Annotated in this window: 14 protein-coding genes; 9 read left to right on the forward strand and 5 right to left on the reverse strand. The window is 59.8% G+C overall.

Annotation, left to right across the window (positions count from 1 at the left end; translation table 11 throughout):
- Together VN887_10775 and VN887_10780 are read left to right on the forward strand one after the other, a co-directional pair.
- On the forward strand, window positions 1–1,309 hold a 1,309-nt coding region (locus VN887_10775; protein ID HXT40492.1), incomplete at its 5' end, for an NAD(P)H-hydrate dehydratase.
- A gap of 142 nt (window positions 1,310–1,451) precedes the next feature.
- Window positions 1,452–1,991: a response regulator gene (locus tag VN887_10780; protein ID HXT40493.1), complete on the forward strand. Its 540-nt coding sequence runs from the start codon at window positions 1,452–1,454 to the stop codon at window positions 1,989–1,991.
- 23 nt (window positions 1,992–2,014) lie between these two features.
- On the opposite strand, the gene galE is transcribed toward VN887_10780, so the two are convergent.
- Both galE and VN887_10790 read right to left on the reverse strand, forming a co-directional pair.
- The gene (gene galE / locus VN887_10785; protein HXT40494.1) at window positions 2,015–2,986 is read right to left on the reverse strand and encodes a UDP-glucose 4-epimerase GalE; all 972 of its coding nucleotides are present in this window, start codon (window positions 2,984–2,986) and stop codon (window positions 2,015–2,017) included.
- Window positions 2,987–3,010: 24 nt separating this feature from the next.
- The gene (locus VN887_10790; GenBank protein HXT40495.1) at window positions 3,011–4,114 is read right to left on the reverse strand and encodes a hybrid sensor histidine kinase/response regulator; all 1,104 of its coding nucleotides are present in this window, start codon (window positions 4,112–4,114) and stop codon (window positions 3,011–3,013) included.
- Window positions 4,115–4,358: 244 nt separating this feature from the next.
- Between VN887_10790 and VN887_10795 the strand changes: the two genes are divergently transcribed.
- The 7 genes from VN887_10795 (at window position 4,359) to VN887_10825 (ending at window position 16,418) form a co-directional block, all read left to right on the forward strand.
- The gene (locus VN887_10795) at window positions 4,359–5,768 is read left to right on the forward strand and encodes a sigma-54 dependent transcriptional regulator (protein HXT40496.1); all 1,410 of its coding nucleotides are present in this window, start codon (window positions 4,359–4,361) and stop codon (window positions 5,766–5,768) included.
- A 201-nt stretch (window positions 5,769–5,969) separates the two neighbouring features.
- Entirely contained in the window at window positions 5,970–6,461 is a 492-nt protein-coding gene (locus tag VN887_10800) for a hypothetical protein (GenBank protein ID HXT40497.1), read from the forward strand.
- A gap of 113 nt (window positions 6,462–6,574) precedes the next feature.
- Window positions 6,575–7,690, forward strand: a complete 1,116-nt coding sequence (locus VN887_10805; GenBank protein HXT40498.1) for a hypothetical protein — start codon at window positions 6,575–6,577, stop codon at window positions 7,688–7,690.
- Window positions 7,691–7,812: 122 nt separating this feature from the next.
- Window positions 7,813–9,258, forward strand: a complete 1,446-nt coding sequence (locus VN887_10810; protein ID HXT40499.1) for a HAMP domain-containing sensor histidine kinase — start codon at window positions 7,813–7,815, stop codon at window positions 9,256–9,258.
- Window positions 9,259–9,281: 23 nt separating this feature from the next.
- Window positions 9,282–11,417 carry a hypothetical protein gene (locus tag VN887_10815; protein ID HXT40500.1) on the forward strand — a complete coding sequence of 712 codons (2,136 nt, stop codon included), beginning with the start codon at window positions 9,282–9,284 and terminating at the stop codon, window positions 11,415–11,417.
- A gap of 258 nt (window positions 11,418–11,675) precedes the next feature.
- Complete coding sequence (locus tag VN887_10820; protein ID HXT40501.1) at window positions 11,676–14,918, forward strand: Calx-beta domain-containing protein; 3,243 nt, start codon at window positions 11,676–11,678, stop codon at window positions 14,916–14,918.
- A 333-nt stretch (window positions 14,919–15,251) separates the two neighbouring features.
- Window positions 15,252–16,418 (forward strand): glycoside hydrolase family 5 protein, encoded by a 1,167-nt coding sequence (locus VN887_10825; GenBank protein HXT40502.1) that lies wholly within the window; start codon window positions 15,252–15,254, stop codon window positions 16,416–16,418.
- Window positions 16,419–16,473: 55 nt separating this feature from the next.
- Here VN887_10825 and clpB read toward each other — a convergent pair whose 3' ends face one another.
- The 3 genes from clpB to bamA all read right to left on the reverse strand — a co-directional run.
- Window positions 16,474–19,083, reverse strand: coding sequence for an ATP-dependent chaperone ClpB (gene clpB, locus VN887_10830; GenBank protein HXT40503.1), 2,610 nt, complete (start codon window positions 19,081–19,083; stop codon window positions 16,474–16,476).
- 162 nt (window positions 19,084–19,245) lie between these two features.
- A complete protein-coding gene (locus tag VN887_10835; protein HXT40504.1) occupies window positions 19,246–19,905 on the reverse strand; it encodes an OmpH family outer membrane protein in 660 nt (219 codons plus the stop codon).
- Window positions 19,906–19,917: 12 nt separating this feature from the next.
- Window positions 19,918–22,196 (reverse strand): outer membrane protein assembly factor BamA (bamA, locus tag VN887_10840; GenBank protein HXT40505.1); only part of this gene is annotated, 2,279 nt, incomplete at its 5' end.

A 22,196-nucleotide genomic window follows, 5' to 3' on the forward strand; every position in this document is an offset into this window, starting at 1 on the left:
CACTTCCCGCATCAAACAGCTGACGCGCCCGGGCGACCTGATCCTGATCCTCGCCGGCAAGGGGCACAACGGCGACGACGCGCGCCAGACCGGACACAACCTTTCCGATCGCGAGGTCACATTGATCAACGTGGCTGACCCGGGCGTGGCCCTCAAGGAATTCAATTCCCACCTTTCGCTGCGACCGGCCCTCATCGTCGATGGCTTGTTCGGAATCGGACTAAACCGTCCCCTCGAAGCGCACTGGGTCAGACTTCTTGAAAAGATCAACCTGACGCGAATTCCCGTTCTTGCCATCGACGTGCCGTCCGGGCTGAACGCGGACACCGGCGAACCGGAAGGAACGGCTATTCGCGCGACGGTGACCCTGACCCTTGGAGCGCCAAAAAAGGGGCTTCTCCAATCGCGAGCCTGGCCGTTTGTTGGCCGGCTTGAAGTTGCGCCCGGCATTGGTCTCGTCCCTTGTCCGCACGAGGGGGACGCCCAGTGGACGTTGGGCGAGGATTTCGACAACTTTCCTCCTCTGCGTCCGGTGGACGGGCACAAGGGAACCTTCGGGCACCTTGTTATCGTTGCTGGAAGTCTGGGTTATCACGGCGCGGCGGTCCTTGCCGCGCGCGGCGCGCTTCGTGCCCAACCCGGACTGGTTACGGTGTTAGTTCAGGACAAAGTGTATCAACCCGTCGCCGGTCAATTGCAGTCGGCCATGGTTCATCCCTGGAAGCCCGGAATGAAACTTCCTGATTCCTGCAGCGCGCTTCTGTTCGGGCCCGGTCTGGCGGCGGACGATCTGGCCCCCGGCCTGAAAAGCGAACTGCGCCGCTGGTGGCAGGAATTGCCCTTGCCGGTGATTGCGGATGCGAGCGGGCTCGCATGGCTTCCCTCCGGCATCACGGTCCATAAAGCCATCCGTGTGATCACGCCGCATCCCGGTGAGGCGGCGCGGATGTTGAAACTGGGGACGTCCGAAATCCAGTCCGACCGCCCGGCGGCGCTGAACAAACTATCCCGACGATACGGGAACTGTTGGGTGGTGTTGAAGGGGCACCAGACGTTGATCGGGCGGAACAAGGGTGGCGTCTTCTTCAACAGTGCGGGCAATCCGTTTCTTGCACAAGGCGGCAGCGGCGACGCGCTGGCCGGCTATCTGGGCGGCTTGCTGGCTCAGCCGCTGTTGCAGGTCGATCCGACAACGACGATCCGTTATGGCGTCTGGCAGCATGGCCACTCAGCCGACCTGCTCTCCGGCGAACAGGCCAATTGGACGATTGAAGACCTGCTCGACACGTTGGGAAACCGGAGGTTGTGATCGCAGACCCGGGTGAATTCTGATCTCGCGGTGAAGTCCCCTGTGGCTCGCAAAAATGGCGCGGGAGCCGACTTTCTCACGCGTCGCACGGCGCCTTATTTGATTGCCCGAATGAGCATTTGGTTTTATTACACGATACCGGATGAAGGACACGTCAGGACAAGCGGGAAGCGAAAATGAATCGAAAGCCAAGGCCCCGTCCACGGCCGCTCCCACTCCGACGGCGAAGAAGATCCTCGTCGTGGAAGACGAGCGGATCACGCAGACCGTGATCAGTCTCATGTTGAAGGGAGTGGGTTACACGGTTTTCACCGCCAAGGACGCGGCGACCGCGCTGAAGATAGTCCGCACCGAACAACCCGACCTGATGACGCTGGATATTGATCTGTCCCGTGACGCCGCCGGCGAAGTGTGGGATGGATTTCGGATTGTGGAGTGGCTGCACCATCACCGACCCGACCACACGATCCCGTTCATCATCGTTTCGGCTGGGAATCCGGCCGTCGTCAAAAAAAGAGCGGCATCGTCGGGAGCGTTTGCCTATCTCTCCAAGCCCATTGACAAACAGGCCCTCCTCGGCTTCGTTCGGGAGGCCATTGGCGAGGCACCCCCTCTTCCTGCCGCTGCCAAACCACCCGTCCCTCCGAATCCTTCACTTCCTCCCATACCACCGGCCAAATAAAGACCGGCAGGGTTTCAACCCGGTCAATCCGGATAACCATTCGGATGTTTCTTGTGCCACTCCCAGGCCGAGGCAACCATGTCTTCAATCTTCGGAAACTGAGGTTTCCAGCCTAATTCCTTGGAAGCTTTCGCCGCAGAAGCCACGAGCCTCGGGGGATCGCCAGGGCGGCGGGGTTTTTCAATGGCTTTGATGGGTCTGCCCGAGATTCTCCCGCAAGTTTGAATGACTTCGCGCACGGAGCAACCATCGCCGGTGCCTAGATTGTAAATGCCCTGTCTCGGGGACTCGACCGCAAGGATGTGCGCCCGCGCCAGGTCAACGACGTGAATGTAATCGCGGACGCAGGTGCCGTCGGGCGTCGGATAGTCGGCACCGTAAATCTCGCAGTGCGGAACCTGGCCGAGTGCAACCTTCAGCACGCTCGGGATCAGGTGTGTCTCCACGCGATGATGTTCGCCGAACCGTGAGCTCGCACCTGCGGCGTTGAAATAGCGAAACGCGACGAATTCGAGGCCGTGAATCCGCCGATACCACTCGAGCATTTTTTCAAACATCAACTTCGATTCGCCATAAGGACTGGCCGGCTTGAGGGCCAGATCCTCGGTCATGGGCACACGATCGGGCACGCCGTACACCGCGCAGGTGGAGCTGAAGACAAATCTCTTGACGCGCGCCGAGACGGCGGCTTCCAGCAGATTCACACCCGAGCCGACATTGTTGCGAAAGTATTTTCCCGGACTGGCCATGGACTCGCCGACCAGGGCGTTCGCTGCAAAATGAAGAATCGCCTCCGTTCCCGCCGCCTTGAGCACCTGAGCCAGTCTGACGCCGTCGCTCAAATCTGCCTGAACAAAAGCAGCCCGTTCGTCCACCGAGGAGCGATGGCCCTCGGTCAGATTGTCATACACGGTCACCTCGTGACCGGCGTTGATCAACTCCTCGACGCAAACAGACCCGATGTAACCGGCGCCTCCTGTCACCAAGATGTTCATGCCATGGCGCAGCGTGTGAACCGGTCAATTCGCGCCAGCCGCAAGCGGCAGGAATACCTGCACGGTCGTCTGAGTTCCCGGTGTACTCTCGATGAGAAAGTCGCCGCCGTGCAGTTCCGCCAGACGCCTGGCGATGATGAGCCCGAGTCCCACGCCCTGCTGTTCGTAAAACCGGCGTTCAAATTGCATGTGCGCTCCGATGTCGGCGATCTGTTGCGCGGTCATCCCCCGTCCGCGATCGCTGACCACCAGTTGGAAACGTTCGCCGGAAACGCTGGAGGCGACCCTCACGGGCGTCGCCGCCCTGGAAAACTTGAAGGCATTGTCCGCCAGCTCATCGACGATTTTTTTGAAGTAGTTTGGCGCCATGGCCACGCCACACTCGCGCGCGTCGAGGATTAAGTCCTGCTCTCGTCCCGCCGCGGCCGCCTTTTCTTTGGCGGAGGCGGCAATGATCTCCCGAGTGAACGTGGGGCCGGCTTCGCGCAATTCACGCATTTTTTTCGAATCGGATTTCGCCAGCTCGATCTCGGAGTAAATGATAAAATTCTCGATCAGCCGGTGGAGTCGCAACGCGGAGACCTGGATGTTCTGTGCGAAATCGCGTATCTCGTGAGGCTGGAAGACGGCCCCTTCGTCCAACATGATGGACGCAAATCCGAGGATGCCGTTGAGCGGGGTGAGCAGTTCGTGCGGCAACGCCATGCCGATGTTACCGCGCAGGTCTTCCAATTTTTTTTCCGACTTGAGCTGCACGACAGCCTGTTTTTCGAGGCGCGCGTTGACGGCCGCCATCAACTCCGGAACGCTGAACGGTTTGGTCAGGTAATCGTCCGCGCCCAGGCCCATTCCCTGCCGAACCTGTTTTCGCTCCGCCAGTCCGGTGAGGAACACAAAGGGAATCGCGGCGGTCGTTGGATCCTGCCGGAGCGCCGCGAGTGTCTCATAGCCGTTGAGCTGGGGCATCTGAATGTCGCAGATGATCAGGTCGGGCAGATGCTTCTTGGCCATTTCCAGTCCGACAACGCCGTTTTCGGCCGTCAAGGTTCGAAAGCCGCGCGACTCCAGCGTTTTCGTCGTCAACGCCATCACGGCGGAATCGTCATCAATGACCAGGATCTTCTTCATGCGTTGTCGTTCTGGAACCTTGCGAGGTGCGGATCAATTTCTTTTCCGTTCCGCACTCCGTCCGAGTACGGCCTGATTCAGGTGCTTTTACCCGTTTGTGCCGGACAATAGCAAGTCTCAGTCTGGGCAACGTTCGACCCCGTCCCCACCAGGCACGACGCGTCGCCGTGGCGCGCCACCGGGCCGGCGATCAACCGTTTAGATTATTGTCGCCAGCGCGGCCTCATTTGCCTACTAAACCGGTATGCAGGACGTCACGCTGGCAGGATTGAGCATCTTGATCGTGGAGGACGAAGCGTTGCTCCGCAAGCAAATCGCCGCCCATCTGGAGAAACTGGGAGCCGACGTGACCGGCGCTGAAAGCCTTCAAGCTGCCCGCAGGCTTGGTGCGGACCTGAATTTCGATTTTGTTCTCCTCGATGTAAACCTGCCGGACGGACGAGGCTCCGATTTGTTGAAGGAGAGGTTTTTCCCTGCCGCCACTGGAGTCATTGTGATGACGGCGGAGGGCGGCGTCGGGGGCGCGGTTGAAGCCATGCGTCTGGGGGCACTCGATTATCTGGCGAAGCCATTCGATCCGGTGGAATTGCCGCTCGTCATTGGGCGCGCGCAGCGCGCCAAACGGTCGGCGCGACTCGATGAACACCACCGGCAGGAAACGGGCGACCTCGAGTTCTTTTTTGGGGAATCGCTGGCCAGCCTGGAAGGACAGTTAAGAAAAATCGTCGCCACGGACAACCGCGTGCGGGAACGACTGGCACCAGTACTTATCCAGGGCGAAACCGGCACCGGCAAGACGACCATCGCGCGCTGGCTACACCGGCGCGGGCCACGTGCGGCGCAGCCGCTCGTCGAGGTTAACTGTTCTGCAATGCCGGAGACGCTGGCGGAATCAGAACTCTTCGGACACGAACGGGGGGCATTCACCGACGCCCGCACGGCGCGGATGGGGCTGTTCGAGGCGGCCAACGGAGGCACCTTGTTCCTCGACGAACTGCCGAGCCTCTCCGCGGGGATTCAAGCAAAGCTGTTAACGGCGATTGAAGACGGCAGGATCCGCCGTGTGGGTGGCACGCGCGAGATTCCCGCCGACGTTCGAATCATAGCGGCAACCAACCGCGATCTGAAACAACTCGTTGGGGAAGGTAAATTCCGTGAGGATTTGTTCCACCGGCTCGATCTTTTCCGGCTCCACATTCCGCCGCTACGCCAGCGGGGGGACGATATTTTGAAGTTGGCGGATGCATTGTTGGCGCGCCTGCAACGGCGCCACCGCCTTGCGCGCAAAACAATTTCGGAAGACGGCCGGCACCGTTTGCTGGCCTATCCCTGGCCCGGGAACGTGCGCGAACTCGCGCACGAGCTTGAACGCGCGATTGTTTTTTCCGAAGGCGACGCGTTGAACTTCGAACCGCTCGAGGTGGACGCATCGAGTCGACCGGCCGAAGCGGTAATGCAGAACGACTGGTTTAATCCCCTGTTCAGCTTTCCCCTCGAGGGATTTTTCCTGGACGAAGCCATAAATCGGTTGATCCGGCATGCGCTCACCCAGACGGGGCAAAATGTGTCCGCTGCCGCTCGTTTACTGGGAGTAACACGCGATTACCTGCGGTATCGGCTTTCAGAAAAACAAAACGAAAAGGCTGGGGAGTAGTCCCCACTGGGCAGCCACCGAACAGACCGCATTGGGTGCGACGACCCAAACAGCCTGAAATTGATTCCGTGAAAAATGTTGAGAATGCGGCTTAATTGGCTAGGCAGGAACAGAATAGAATCCAAACAAGCGACTGGCACATCCTTTGCGGAAGTAAAACAAGATCCTCCACGGAGTTCAGTGCGGGGACGCATAAAGAACATGAACAGACTTTCAAGTTTGGCGATTGGCGGCCTTAGCCTCTGCCTGCTTGTTCCGTCCGCGGCGGCGCAAATCGCCTCCGGTTCGACCAACATCGCGGATCGTGTCGCGCAAGTCATTTTACCGGATCGCATCCCGCTTGACAGCTCTCTCGCACCCGTGGCCAGTCTCCGTCCGCCGCGCCCGGAACGGCCTGATTTGCCCCTCGACATCCGGCAGCGATTGCTCCGCTTTGAAAAACTTCGGGAAGCCTACCTCGCCCGCCAGCAGGACCTGCTGCGGAAACTGCGCAGTGGTCCCACCGACGACGACCGGGCGCGAATCCGTGCGCAACTTCAGGCTCTGCGGCAGGATTGGCTGGAACGAACGCGAGCATTTCAGGAGGAGGCGACGACTCGACTGCGGGAACTCCCGAACGAATTACCCAAATACCGCGAACTTCTCCAAGACACCAGACCAGATACTGTTCACAAGCGACGCGGCGGGGATTGACAACGCATCCTTGGTGTTGGGAGAATCAGCGCCTTGATGAGATGGTGTCCAGTGGCCGGAACCGGGCCGGGATGCTTTCTTCAATTTGAATGGCGCGTTGTGGTTCAGGGCGGATGACGGCGACATGGAACCGCGTTGCGACCGCCGCTTTCGTCGGATGCGCCGGATGTTTGATCCATGCACAGGAGTATGATTTTCCCATCCGTCTGCCGAAATGGGTCAATGATTTCAGTCTGCGTACAGGTGCGGGTTATCGCGACAACGTCGGCCTGTCCGCCACATCGCCGCAGGACAGCCCGTTTATCACAACCGGGCTGGAAATGATCCTGTTGCGCCTGCCGGAAAACGGAACTCAATTCAGTTTCTTTGCCACCGCGGAAGATCTTCGATTCCTCTCTTCAAGCCTGGTGAACAAGGAACAGACCGCGATCGCTCAGGCGCAGGTGAAGACCGACTGCGGCTCGGGCTGGCAGATATCCCTCAGTACGGAATACCTCTACCAAAACCAGGTCGTGGACGTTTCCCTCACGGAGGCCGGTTTGACGACCATTCCTGTCGAAGGTCACGGACTCGCCATCCGGGAGGGCCTCCGCCGCGATTTCGACGGCAATTTTTGGGTTTCGGTCGAGCTGCCGGCAAAAAGGCAGTTGTTCCGCGAACCGTTGGATGATTACTGGGAATACGGCCCGCGGCTCATGCTGGGAAAACCTTACGGCCACAAATCCGAGTTGAGCGCCAGCTATGAGATCTCGGAACGCGATTACGACCACGATCCACTGCGGACAACCCTCGGCAATCCGGTTTCCTATACGAGGCGCAAGGCGATCCAGCAGGAAGCCAGACTCACCTGGAAACACCTCTGGGACGCGGCGGGCCGCTGGCGCACGACAACCAAAGTGACCGCGCGGCAAAGCGACGACAACGGCAGCGGTTACTTTGATTACACCCGGCTCCAGGCGAGTGAACAACTCCAGTTTCACAGCCGGAACTGGGACATTTCGGCCGAAGCTCGCATGGCGCGCTACGATTACCCTGTTCAGACCGTCAGCACCGTTGATCTCGCCAAACGCCGCGCAACGGAATACTCGGTCACTTTCCGCTGCGAACGGAAAGTGACCGGCTTCCTGAAGGTTTATTCAGAGTTCGAACATGAACGCGTCTTCTCCAACCTCGACTTCGAGCGGTACGCGGTGACTACCGTCAAAGGAGGGCTCAATTGGACGTTTTAATGTCAACGAACGGCAGTTGCCCGGATTATCTCATTCCTCACCGGCACCGGCTCCCTTATTTGTCTGCGTTGCTTTTTTCGGTAGAAATCGCAAATTAACGGACAACGCGCGGTCGTTGTGGCATGGAAAGAATCTCGCACTTCGAGCAGTTGCTCCTGCGCTCACGTCGTTTGTCCTGGGTGTTGATCGGAGTCACGCTCGTCATCCTGGCCGCGACAATTCTGCTTGCCACCCTGCAGCTGCGCGCCAGAACGCGGGAACAGATCGTCCGGCGCGACGGAGAGGTGCTCCACGCAGTGGCACTGATGCAACTGGAGGCGGACGCGCCTGAAATCGAGCTGCTCGGCCCGATCACCGACCCGGAAAACCAATTGTCGGTCGTGTTGAAGACGTCGCGGTTGAAAGGTGTGCTGGCCGCCCGCTTGTTCGGCGCCAATGGCAGGTTTGTCGGAGCCTTTCCGTTCGACGTTCGGGAAGCCACGGTGGACGCGCACACCCTGGCGACTCTCAACCGGTTGACGCCCGTCAGTCGCTTTCTCCCCGACGTTCGCTGGTCGAGCTTGTTTCTCCCGGAAGAGCCCGCTCCCGAAAAGACGATGTCCGTGCTGGAGGTGAACGTGCCGCTCCACATGGGCGGGGCCGGCCCGCTCATCGGGATCGCCCAGTTTAACATCGAAGGCTCCACGATCGCCGCTGAGTTTGCCCGACTCGACCGGCATCTGGCGCTCCAAGGTTTGATTGCATTTTTTGTTGGCGGCGGGATCCTGACCCTGGCCATCGCCTGGGCGTTTCGGCGGTTGCGTCAGACACACCAACTTCTGGCCGAACGTACCGACAGTCTTTTGCGGGCGAACCAGGAACTTGCGCTGATGGCCAGGTCTTCGGCCGTTGGCGCAATCACCTCCCACCTGATCCACGGACTGAAGAACCCGCTGGCTGGTTTGCAAAGCTTCATGTCCAATATCGCGCCGGACCCGACCTCGACGGAGACAGACTGGGCGCAGGCGCTCACGGCTGCGCATCGGATGCAGGGCCTGATCAACCAGGTCGTCAACGTACTGCGCGAGGAAGACGGCGCCGTTCAATACGAAATCACGCTGCACGAGCTTGCGGAACTGGTTTCGACCAAGGTGCGTCCGTTGTCGACGGCGGCCGGAGTCAGGTTTGACCTCCGCGCGAACGGCGGAGCAATCCTGCCGAACCGGATCGCGAACCTTGTGATGTTGATCCTGGTCAACCTTGCGCAAAATGCGCTTCAGGCGACCCACAAAGACGGGGCGGTGACGCTGTCCATCGAGGAACGGGAGAATTGCATTGTCTGCGAAGTGTGCGACGAAGGGCCGGGACTGTCGCCCGAGATGGCCACCGCTCTGTTCACGCCTTGCAAGTCCACGAAAGAAGGCGGCAGCGGCATTGGCCTGGCCATCAGCAAGCAACTGGCCAATCACCTCGGAGCCGACCTGGAATTGAAAACCAACTCCCCGGGTGGATGTGTGTTCATGCTGACCGTGCCGACGGGCGCTTTAGCGGGCAAATCAGGGCGTGCTTCTTCGACGCCGGTCTGCTAACAAGGTCCGACATCGGCGGACCAATGAAGGTGACCGGCAAACCACCCGCAATGGCGCGCGAATGGCTCGGCCGTTTGCTGGTCGCTTTTGTTTTTGTGTTCCCCTTGGAGAATGCGTCCTGCGTCAATTTCCCCTTGCGCTGGCGCTGGTCGAATCCCCGTCCCCACGGGAATAACGTGGTGGACATGGCTTATTCGCCCACGCTCGGCCTCGGCGTGCAGGTGGCGGAACAAGGCCAGCTCTACACCAGCGAAGACTTGATCACCTGGCTGCCGCGCGACAGTGGTCTGACCAATGCGCTGCGCGCCGTCACCTTCTTCGGCTCGCGCATCATCATTACCGGCGAGGCGGGTGCCGTGCTCTATGCCGATTCCGAGACCGACTTTCGAGCGGGCACGCTGCTGGACGGACCGACGGGAGACTGGCTCGAAGCCGTGGATGCCTCGCCGCAGAACCTCGTCGCGGTGGGAGACAACGGCGCCGTTTATACAAGCACCGACGGCGCAAGCTGGAAAAGGCAGCCCCCGCTCGACGAGTGGTTGCGGGGTGTGGCCTTTGGCAACGGGACTTTCATCGCGGTCGGCGAAAACGGTTTGATCGCCACGAGCCCGAACGGGACGAACTGGACCAACCGCGCGAGCGGCACGACGACCAATCTGAATCGAGTGGCTTTCACCGGAACATTTTTTACGGCGGTCGGAGAAGGCGGCGTCGCGTTGACCAGCACGAACAATGGCGTGAGCTGGTTTGCGGAAAAGACCGGCGCGACCAACGATCTGTTTCACGCGGCAAAAGGCGACGGGGTCCGGCTGGTGATTGGCGACAACGAGGTGCGCTTGCAGAACTCCTCCGGCTGGTCGAATCAGCTGGCGCAGGCCGATGGTCCGCCCGCCTGGACTTATTATGCCAATATCGGCCGCACGGACTTCTTCCTCATCGCCGGCCGCACCGGCATGATCGCGGAAGGTTACTCGACCAACACTGATTCCTATTTTTGGCTGCCTTCCACGGATTCCGTCCGCCAGCTGTTGTTCGACGTGACCTGGGCGACCAACCTTTACGTCGCCGTCGGCGATCGCGCGACCGTGATGACCAGCGGCAACGGCATTGACTGGTCGCTCGAACTGGTGCCGGATTCGGTCACCAACTCGATCTTTCTGGGCGTTGGCGGCACGACGAACCTGCTCGTCGCGGCCGGCACCCGGGGCAGTTTGATCATCAGCCCATACGCTGAAACCAATGTGATGGTGACGAACATGGTGGGCACGAACGTCGTGGTAACCAACCAGACAATCAGCACATTCGGGGTCAACTGGCACGACGTTCAGCCCCGCCCTACCACCAATGACCTGCAGGGAATCGGCGTCTTCAGCAATCTGTATCTTGTCACCGGCGACAACGGGACCGTGCTGACCAGTCCGGACGGGACAAATTGGACGAAACGCACGCCCCCAACCACCTCCTTGCTCAGCAGCGTCGCCGCTTCGCCAACCACGGTGGTCGCGACCGGCGAAGCCGGGGCCGTGATCACCAGCGCCGATGCGGTCAACTGGGCGCTCCAGACTTCAGCCACGACAAACTGGCTGTATCGTGTCCGTTATCTCGGCGGCCAGTTCATCGTCGTCGGGCAAAACGGGACGATTCTGACCAGCCCGGACGGCGCCAGTTGGACATCGCGAGCCAGCGGCACCACGAAATGGCTCAACGATGTGACGTGGATTGATGGCACCTACTTCGTGATTGGCATTCAGGGAACGTTATTGACCAGCACAAACGGCGTCGCCTGGACGCCTCGCGGAACAATTACCCTCAAGTCGCTTTACGCGGCGGCGACGGATTCAGCGCAACTGATAACCGTCGGCATCGAAGGCATCATTTTGCGCAGCCAAATCGTCCCTGATCTGACCCCTGTTTCAATCCTCAGTTACTCGCGGTTTACCGGTCCGGACCCCTCGACTGTTGACAACTTGTTTCTGTTCGGCGGCAAGGCCGACCAGCGGTTCACCCTCGATTCCCGGTTGGACCTGGATACCAACGCCTGGATCACAGGGGCTCAGCTCGAATTCTACGATAGTTCGGGCACCTTTTATTATTTGGAAACGACCCCCGCCACCAATGCGCCTCCACAGCAATTTTATCGCTGCAAGCTCATCCCCTGATTCATGCGAAGTAATTTCATGGTCAACGACCGCCAGGTGATAATCGTGGCAACGCACCGTTCCGGGGTGGGAACTATTACCCGCTGCTTGTCCGGAGAATGGGGAATGTTCCCCACTGCCGCCAACTGTGCTTTTACACGCACATGCGCCTGTTTTTGAGGAACCCGTTATTTTGAGGCTTTAGCGAGACCATACCATGTCTGGCACGGGACTAGCAACGTGGAGGCGCAACCAACACGAAGATCAGACAGGCAACTTATGACGATCAAAAGATGTTTTTTGGCCAGCGTGCTTTCAGTGTGTCACATCGGGACGTGTGCTACCGCCGCCGACGCAACGAACCAACCCCCTCAGATCAGCATCGTCAGTCCGCCCGGCGGCGCCGTGTTTGTCGGATCACCCGATGTTTTGATCGTTGCTGGCGTCAAGGACACAGACGGAACAGTACAAACCGTCGAGTTCTTCGCTGACGGAACAAGTTTGGGCGTGGTAACCAACCGCTTTCCAGGTCCCATCGTTGTTGACCCGCCGGGGCCGAGTTTCGAACTTGGGGCCTTCCCGGACGATCTGCTGGACTTTGTCTGCGTTGAACCGTTCCACCTGGTCTGGCGGGACGCCCCGGCCGGGCACCACATTTTGACTGCCGTGGCAACCGACAATCTTGGCACTTCGACCACCTCGGCGGAGGTGGAAATCACCGTGCTCGATCATTCGCTGCCTCCCATTGTCACGGTTGTCGCCACGGATCCCATCGCTTCTGAAGGCGGCGTTAATACAGCCACCTTTACTGTCCATCGGACCGGTCCCACGAACTCCGACCTTGTCGTCAATTTCCATTTGAGCGGCACCGCGTCGAATGGCGTTGATTACGCGGAGTTGCCTTCCTCCGTTACCATCGAGGCGGGAAGTCGAACGGCCGATGTCCTCATTGCGCCGATTGACGATACCCTCATCGAAGGACCCGAAACGGCGGTTTTGATTCTCGACGCCCCGGCCTGCCCGGACCCGACCGCGTCATCCAACGATTGCTATTGGGTCGGACGCTGTGATCGGGCATTGGTGGTCATCCGTGACAACGACCGCTCCAACGTCCCGCCCGTCGTGAAGATCCTCAATCCGGAGAACGGCGAAATCTTCAAGGCCGGTTCAGACATCCGTCTGACTGCGGGCGCGTGGGATTTCGACGGTTCCGTCAAATCCGTGGAATTCTTCGAGGGCACGAACAGTCTCGGCGTTGTCACCAACCATGCGCCGTTCTCGGACATCTGGAACGACAATACAACCTTGTTTCCGTTGGTCGGATGGTTGTCGCTCTACTCGTTGACATGGTCGAACGTGTCGGCGGGCGACTATGTCGTGACGGCCGTCGCCACGGACAATGCCGGAGCGGAAACCATCTCAAAACCAGTCGAGATCAAAGTGGTCGAACTGCATCCCCCACCGGTCGTCACCATCAAGGCCACGGATCCGGATGCGACGGAAATTCCGGTTGTGCCGCCCGGGTTGGGAATGCCGCAACGAATCGATACCGCGACCTTCACCGTTTATCGCACAGACGGGACCAATTCCGACCTCACGGTTTACTATCGCATCGGCGGCACGGCGCAGAACGGGGTGGATTACGTGGCGCTGCGGCCTTATGTCACCATTCCGGCGGGCGCGGCTTCCGCCGACATCGTGGTTGAGCCGATTGACGACCTCCTGGTCGAGGGTGATGAAACCGTTTCTCTGGAGCTGGTTTATCCGACGCCGCCTCTCCGGGCAGGTCCTTTTCCGCCGCCACCTTACCTTATCGGTGATCCCGGAGCGGCCAAGGCCGTCATTCATGACGACGACATTGCCTCGACCAACCTGCCGCCGACGGTTCGATTGATCAGTCCTCAAGACGGACAGATATTTGCCGGCCCCACAGACATTCACCTGGTCGCCTACGCTCAGGACCGCGAAGATGGTTTCAACCTCAAAGTCGAGTTCTTTGCGGGGACCAACAGCCTTGGTTTTGGCACGTTCGTGCCATCGCTGTGCCCTTCTCCGTATTGTCCGAACTTCTCGCTCCTCTGGTCCAATGTGCCGCCGGGAACCTATACACTCACCGCCAGGGCGACCGATCAAAGCGGCGCGAGTTCGGTTTCGGATCCCGCTCACATCAAAGTCATCGTGCTCCAATCGCACCCTGTCGTCACAATCTCCGCCAGCGATCCGACGGCCGCGGAACAAAGCCTGCTCGTGGGCGCCGGGCCCGACACGGCCACTTTCCTTGTACACCGCACCGGGGGCGACCTGAACAATCCGCTGACCGTGCTCTACCAAATCGGCGGCACCGCGTCGAATGGCGTGGATTACGACAAGCTGTCCGGCGAAGTGACCATTGCGGCGCACTCCGAGACTGCCGCGATCGTGATCAACCCCATTGACGACGACCTGGTCGAAGGCACCGAAACTGTCGTGCTGGATTTGCTGCCCGGGTGCCCGCCTTGTTTGTTCGCCGATCCGCCGTGCGATGTGCCGGAAACGACGAATTGCTACATCGTGGGGGTTCCCGGCGAGGCCGTGGCGTTCATTCGCGACAACGATCAGGGCGACATATCTCCGTACGTGCAGATCATAAATCCCCGCGTCGGCGACGCCTTTCCCGCGCTTTCGGATATCGAGATTGATATCAAAGCTCAGGACCCCGACGGCTGGGTCCATACCGTCGAATTCTTCGCCAACGATGTGAAGATCGGCGAGCAGTCGATCGAGTTCATCGTGGCGCCGCAACCGAATCAGGAACAAATGTTCAGCCTAGTATGGTCGAACGTGACCGCGGGCGGTTACGTTCTCACGGCACGGGCGACCGACGACCAGGGTGGCACTGCGACGTCCGGACCGGTCGCGATCACTGTGGGCGACGTGCCACCCCCGGTCCCCGTGGTCAGCATCGTCGCCACCGACCCGTTCGCAGCGGAAAGGTGTTCCACAAATGGAACAAACACCGCGACATTCAGAATTTTCCGAACGGGACCGACAAACGGGGATCTGGTCGTCTTCTATTCCGTTCATGGCACTGCGTCCAATGGAGTGGACTACGTGGAGATCGGCCATTCCGCGATTATTCCGGCCGGACGCCGCTCGGCGAAAATCGAAATCGTGCCGATTGACGACAACCTGGACGAAGGAATTGAAACGGTCATCCTCCGTCTCGAGCCTGACCCGAGCCTGAGTCCGATCGCCCATTACGAGGTCGGCAGGCCTGATCGCGCGGCGGCCATCATCGTCGATAACGACGCGCATCACCCGCCTTGCCTGCGCCTGCCCGACGGGTCGTTCCACCTGTGCGTGGACAAGCCGGACGGCTTCGCCTTCAGTCTCGAGAGTTCGGAAGACCTGTCGGTCTGGACGCCGCTTTGCACGAACATCGTCACAGACGGGACGCTTCAATTCGTGGATCCCGAAGCGTCTGAGCACACTCGTCGCTTCTACCGGATCGTGCCCCAGTCGAATTACGTTCCGGAGGAGTGATTGACACCGGGGCGCGGGGCGCGGCCATGATGCCCCACGCCCCTGCAACCGCTTAAAGGACCATTTTGCCTGGATTCTCACCACGCAGCGGCTGGTCGGGAGGCTTGAGAACAGACCGGCAATGAACGTGTGGTTGCCGGTCGCCCGAACCCGCGGGAGCGGGAACGCGCCGGCGGAGCAACGCTTTGAGCGCACAGCCGCTCGAGTGGTGGGGATTCAGGCCATTCTGTTTGCGCCGGGTCTTTCTATTGGCGCACAGACGTACGCGCACGTTGTATTCTCCGAACCCGCAGCCAGTTTGACAACGCGCGTGGGTGTTGGATAATGCGTCCCATGCGCGAATTCACCAGCCTTGCCATCCTCGCTGCCCTCATCGCGAGTGCTCCCTTCGGTCACGCGCAAACCAATCTGTCCAATCCCACCCTCCCGGAAATGCGCCGCATCACCAGCCGTGACACGCCCGCGCATCGGGCGGCAAAAAAATTCCTGCGCGGCGCCAATCTCGGCAACTATCTGGAAGCGCCACCCGGCCAGGACTGGGGCGCGCATTATTCCGAGCAGGATTTTGTTCACCTCAAGGCCGAGGGATTCGACCACGTTCGCCTGCCCATCGCCTGGCATCATTACGCCGGCCCCGCACCCGACTTCAAGCTCTCCGACGAAATTTACGCCAAGGTGGATTTTTTGGTGACAAACGCCCTCAAGCACGGTCTCAGCGCCATCATCAACATTCATCATTTCGATGAGTTCACGAGCAGCCCGTTTGCGTTCACGAACAAGTTTTACGCGCTGTGGCGGCAAATCGCCGCTCACTACGCGACCTTCCCCGACAACGTCGCTTTCGAACTGCTCAACGAACCCAAGGACGCGGCGACCACCGTGGTTCTCAGCCCGATCTACGCCGAGGCCATCCGCGAAATCCGCCGGACCAACCCAAAACGGGTTATCTTCGTCGGCCCTGGAAAATGGAACCAGGTCAGTGAACTCCAGAATCTCCGCCTGCCCGACAACGACGAAAACCTCATCGTAAGCGTTCACTGCTATGATCCGTTTAACTTCACTCATCAGGGAGCGAGCTGGACCAGCGCCGACGTCCGCTGGCTCAAAGGAATTGTCTTCCCCGGGCCGCCCGCGACGCCGTTCACGCCCGATCCGGCGGCCAAGCTGGGTCGCGGGACACTCGACTGGCTCCAGCGCTACAACACGATGCCTGCGGGCAGGAATCCATGTGGGCCACTGGCGTTCCGCCGCCCGATGCAACAGGCCAGGGAGTGGTCCGCCTACTACGGACGCCCGGTGCACGTCGGCGAATTCGGCTGCTACACTGGTGCCGATCCGGCGTCGCGCGCCCGTTTCTACTCCGAGTTTCGCAAGGTGCTCGATGAATTCGGGCTCGGGTGGGCGGTGTGGGATTGGAAGGCCGGCTTCAAATACTGGGACGACAAAACCGGCCAACCCGCGCCCGGCATGAGAGACGCCTTGTTTCCGAAAAAGAAATGACCGGGCTCAGACGGGCGCCCGCACCTGGCAACTTTATGTCGTGGCACGGCGCGTTTCAACCGGCACTTTTGAATTCCAGTTGGTCCCCTTTCGCCGTCACCCTGATATGGTCCCCGGGTTTGAATTCACCCTCGAGGAGTTTGACGGAGAGTGGATCCAGGAGCATTTCCTGAATGGCCCGCTTTAGAGGACGCGCGCCGAATAACGGATCGTAGCCGTCACGCGCCAGCAACTGTCTGGCAGCCTTGTCCAACTCGAGCGCCAGTTGTTGTTGCGCGAGCCGTTTCTCCAGTCGCTTGAGCTGGATTTCCACGATCCGCTCAAGTTGCGGCTGATCGAGGCTGTGGAAGACGATGATGTCGTCCACGCGGTTCAGGAACTCAGGCCGGAAATGGCGCTTCAACTCGGCTTTCACACGCTCCTCCATTTCGGCCTGTCCTTTGGACGAGGTACTCCCGCTCTGAAAATACTCCTGAATGATCGGGGACCCGATATTGCTCGTCATGACGACCAGCGTGTTCTTGAAATCGACCGTTCTCCCCTGCCCGTCCGTGAGCCGGCCGTCGTCGAGCACCTGCAACAACACGTTGAACACGTCGTGGTGCGCCTTTTCGATTTCGTCGAACAGAACAACGCTGTACGGGCGCCGCCGCACCGCTTCGCTGAGGTGCCCGCCCTCCTCGTAACCCACGTAGCCGGGAGGCGCGCCGATAAGCCGCGCGACGGTGTGTTTCTCCATGTACTCGCTCATGTCAATCCGCACCATCGCGTTGTCGTCGTCGAACATGAACTCGGCAAGTGCGCGGGCGAGCTCCGTCTTGCCGACGCCGGTCGGTCCCATGAAAATAAACGAGCCGATGGGCCGGTTCGGGTCCTGCAATCCGCTGCGGGCGCGCCGCACGGCATTCGAGACCGCCCGGACGGCCTCCGTCTGCCCGATCACACGTTGTCCCAGGCGCTCCTCCATTTTCACCAGCTTCTGGCGTTCGCCTTCAAGCATCTTTGTCACGGGAATGCCCGTCCACGAGGAAACCACTGTCGCGATGTCCTCGTCGGTGACCTCCTCATTCAGCAGGCGCTGGCCGGACGGTTTCTCGTGCAGCGCCTTTTGCGCGGCGGCCAGTTTCTTCTGCAGATCGGGCATGCGCCCGTACTGAATCTGGGCCGCCGCGTTCAAATCCCCCGTCCGCTGCGCCTTTTCCATTTCGAGTTTTGCGGCCTCGACTTGCTCGTTCAGAATGCTGACCGCGTTGATCGCGGCCTTCTCATTCTGCCATTGCGCCTTGAACTTCGCGGATTGTTCCTTCAAATCGGCCAGTGACTTTTCGAGTTTCTTGAGGCGCTCGCGCGACGCCTCGTCCTTTTCCTTCTTGAGCGCGGTTTGCTCGATTTCCAACTGCATGATCTGCCGTTCGAGCTGGTCGATTTCCGTCGGCATCGAGTCGAGTTCCATGCGCAGGCGCGACGCCGCCTCGTCCACCAGATCCACCGCTTTGTCCGGCAGAAAGCGATCGCTGATGTAACGATGGGACAACGTCGCGGCGGCCACGAGCGCCGCGTCCTGAATGCGCACGCCATGGTGAACCTCGTACCGCTCCTTCAACCCGCGCAGAATCGCGATCGTGGCCTCGACGCCCGGTTCGGCAACCTGGACCGGCTGAAAACGACGCTCCAGCGCGGGGTCCTTTTCGATGTGCTTGCGGTACTCGTCCAGCGTGGTTGCCCCGATGCACCGCAATTCGCCGCGCGCCAGTTGCGGTTTGAGCATGTTGGCGGCGTCGGTCGCGCCTTCCGCCGCGCCCGCTCCCACCAGCGTGTGCAGTTCGTCGATGAACAGGATGATGCGCCCGTCGCTGGAGGTGATTTCCTTGAGAAACGCCTTGAGCCGGTCCTCGAATTCACCGCGATATTTCGCGCCGGCGATCATCGCCCCAAGGTCCATGGCGACGACCAGCTTGTTCTTCAGGGAGTCCGGCACGTCGCCGCTGACGATGCGTCTGGCCAGCCCTTCAACGATGGCGGTCTTGCCCACGCCCGGTTCGCCGATGAGCACCGGATTGTTTTTCGTGCGCCGCGAAAGCACCTGCATGACGCGGCGGATTTCCTCATCGCGGCCGATGACCGGGTCAATCTTCCCCGCGCGCGCCAGCGCCGTGAGGTCGCGGCCGTATTTTTCCAGCGCTTTGAACTTATCCTCGGGATTCGGGTCCGTGACACGCTGGTTGCCGCGCAACTCCGCGAGCACTTTTAGCACATCTCCGTGCTTCAACCCGTGCGCCTGGAAAACTTTCTTGAGGGTCGGGCTGGCTTCCGAGATGAGACCGAGCAACAGATGTTCGGTGCTGATGTATTCATCCTTCAACTTCTGGGCCTGCGCCGCCGCCGCATCGAGGGATTTTTTCAGCGACGGACTGAGAAAAACATCTGATGAACTCGTGCCCTGGACTTTGTGGCGCCGTTCCAGTTCCTTATCCAGGTCCGACTTCAACCGGGGCACGGCGACACCCAGTTTTTGCAGCAGCTCGGGAATCAGACTGTCCGACTGTTCGGACAGCGCCAGCAGCAGATGTTCGCCGTCCACTTCCTGGTGCGAATAGCGATGCGCGATCTGCTGCGCCTCCTGCAAAGCCCCCTGCGCCTTGATGGTCAGTTTGTCCAGTTGCATGACCCATCAATACCCCCAACAACTCACGCGTCAAGAGGGCATAGGAACCGGGTCTGCCCGGAAACATCTCCGCACTCCGGGACTCGGCCGGGGGCGGGTCGCGCGCAACACAAATGGCGCAGACAAGGGCCTGCGCCACGCGAAATTCCCGGGGCGGACGGCTTATTTCTTTCCTTCCTTCCCTTCGTCCTTTTTCTCAATCGGCTTGCTCTTGCTCTCTTCAATCTTCTGCAAGCCGATCGGCGCGGTGGCGTTCAGTTGGGAAAGTATTTCCGCGGTGATGTCGTTCTCACCGTTGGAAAACAGGACGACCGGCGTGCCCGCCGCCGATTGCGCAGCCGTGTCCAAAACCAGCGAATATCCCCCGGCCTTTGCCTTGGCATCCACCAATTCACGGATGTCCTTCAGAATGTTTTCCGTCATGCGACGCACCTGAAGACTCAGCATTTCATTGGAGTTTTTTTGAAAAAGAGTGGCCTGTTGGTCGATTTCCTTGATTTCGACCAGCTTCTTTTCCGCCGCGCTTTTGCGCTTGTCCCGCTCATCGCCGGCCACCGCCTGGTCGTTGGCGCTGTCGATCAGCTTTTTGTAATCCTCGTTGGCCTTTTGGTAATCGTCCAGCATCCCCTTGAATTTCTTTTCGAAGTCGGCCTTCTGATCATCGATCTGCGCCTGGGCCTGTTTCCTCTTCCAGTAATTGTCGAAGACCCTCTTCAGGTCAATGACCGCGACCTTAACTTCCGCGCGGGCGGTAGCGGTCAACAGCGACGCAGCCACGAGTGCGACAAGGATTTTGACGGATTTGCCTGTGTTCATTTTCATGCGCGAAGCGGGTTAGAATGGGCGTGAGTAGCCGACACTGAACTGGAACCGGCCTGAGCCGCTGGTGTCAGAGCCGTGGGTGATGGGAAACGCGTAATCCAGCCGCAACGGCGCCGGGCCGAGCTGCGGGATGACCAGGCGCAAACCAATGCCCCAGTCGTCGTTGTAATTCCCGAGATTAAAGTCATAGGCTTTCGGGTAAACCATACCAATGTCGTAGAACGCAGCAAAGCGCAATCGATCAATGATGGGCACGCTGTATTCCGCGAAGCCAAACCAGTAAGTCCCGCCACCAATCGGCTCGCCAAACTCGTCCCTGGGACCAACATTGCGATATTTGTAGCCGCGCAGTGTGTTGGCGCCGCCAAGAAAAAACCGGTCGAACAGCGGCACGCGGGGCGAATCCCCATAGGCTTTCACCACGCCCACGTTCCCCCCCAGCTCGAGCACGTGCGCTTCGAAAAATCCTTTGAAATACCACGAGGATTGAAGTTCGAGTTTATAAAAGTCCGTGTCGCCGCCAAACGGCCCGCCTGCGATCGATCCACTCAGCGAGGTCATCTGGCCGCGGTTCGGAAGATAGCCGCCGCCCCGCGTGTCGTAGATGAGCGACGCGCCCACCTTGGAAACGAGGCGGTCACCCTGCTCCTGTTGCAGCGTTGGCGAAACCCCCGGACGGACGATGGTCGTCGTCTGATCGCGACCCGGCCCCGGCGTAATCACCTGGTTGGTGGCCGTCAGTCCGTCACCGAAATGGATCCCGACGTTCTCGATGGTGTAGTTGATGCCGACCCGGAATGCGTCCGTGAACAAGGCGCGCGTCAAGCCCAGCCGGGCGCCGGTTTCGAGCTGGTCGTACAAATCGCTGTAATACTGGATGTCCTTGTGAAACAGGTCCACTTCGAGTGTCAGATGGCGGTTGAGGAACCACGGTTCGACAAACGTCAGTTCGTAGTCCTCCTGCTTCGTTCCGATGGTGGCCTGGAGACGAAGCCGCTGCCCGCCCCCCGTGAAGTAAGGAGGGTTGAACAGGTCAAAATTCCCCTGCGTCATCCCGATGTAACCGAACAGCTGGTCGATGGAACTGAAGCCGGCTCCGAAATAAAAATTGCCCGACTGCCCGTCCTCCACGTCCACGACCAGGTTTTTCAGGTTTGGCACCTCGGTCGGCTCCACGCTCGTCTGCACCTTGCCCGGCGTGAAGTACTGCAACCCTTCCAGGCGCTCCTTGCTCAGCTTGACCCGGACCATGTCGAACACCTCGCCCGGCGACACCGCCAGTTCGCGCCGGATCACCCGGTCCTTGGTCTTGGTGTTCCCGCGGATTTCAATCTTTTCGATGCGGGACTGCTCTCCTTCCTCGATCTCATAAACCAGGTCCATCGTACCGCGGTCGGTATTGGCGTTTTTGATGACCCCGACGGGGACCCGCTCGTGGTCGCCCTTGCCGATGTAACCGTTGGCGCCGTAAAAATCCTCGATCGCCTGGACGTCCTTCTCCAGGCTCGGTCGGGTGTCCTTCTCGAGTCCTCCCGGCCTGAAGATTTCGCCTTCGAGCATTCGCGGCCTGACAACCCGGCCCAGGATGTTCGTTCCCCGTCGAATCTGCTCCGCGCTGAACTTGACGTTCCCCTTGAACTCGACCGATCCGACCTTGTATCGCTGTCCCTCGTAAACAACAAAGCGGATGATCATGCGCGTGGGACTGATCTGGTCCTTTCTCACCTCCTTGAGCTCGAAATCAATATAGCCCTCGTTCCAATAAAAATCCCTGAGCTTTTCCTGGTCTTCCTGAAACTGGTCCTCCTTGAGTTTGCCGCTCCCGGTCAGCCACGAAAACATCCAGTGCCGCCGGGTCTTGAGCTGTTTGCGGAGTTTTTTTTGCGTGAACGCCTGCGCGCCGACGAACTGCACGTCCACGATCCGCACCTTGGGTGCCTCCTTGATTTCAAATGTGACCGTCGCGCGTCCAAGCTGTTCGTTGATGCTTTGCTTGGCCTCGACCGTGGTCTGCTGGTAGCCCGCCTTCTCGTACAACTTTTTGATCTCCTGCGCGTCGGTGAACAGCTTGTAGTCATCGAGTGGCTGGCCGGCCTTCGACTTCACCTTCTTGAGCAGCTTGGCGTTGCTGTACTTCCGGTTGCCCTCAAAACGGATGTCGTTGATGGATGGCTGGCCCTGCACCACGTAGATCAGCTTCACGCCCCCGTTCTCGGTCTGGTCCGCCGAAACCCGGACGTCATGGAAGTAATGCGTCGCCGTCAGCGTGCGAATGTCGTCCGTGGTTGCGT

It is taken from the genome of Candidatus Angelobacter sp. (assembly GCA_035607015.1).
Classification (GTDB): Bacteria; Verrucomicrobiota; Verrucomicrobiia; order Limisphaerales; family AV2; genus AV2.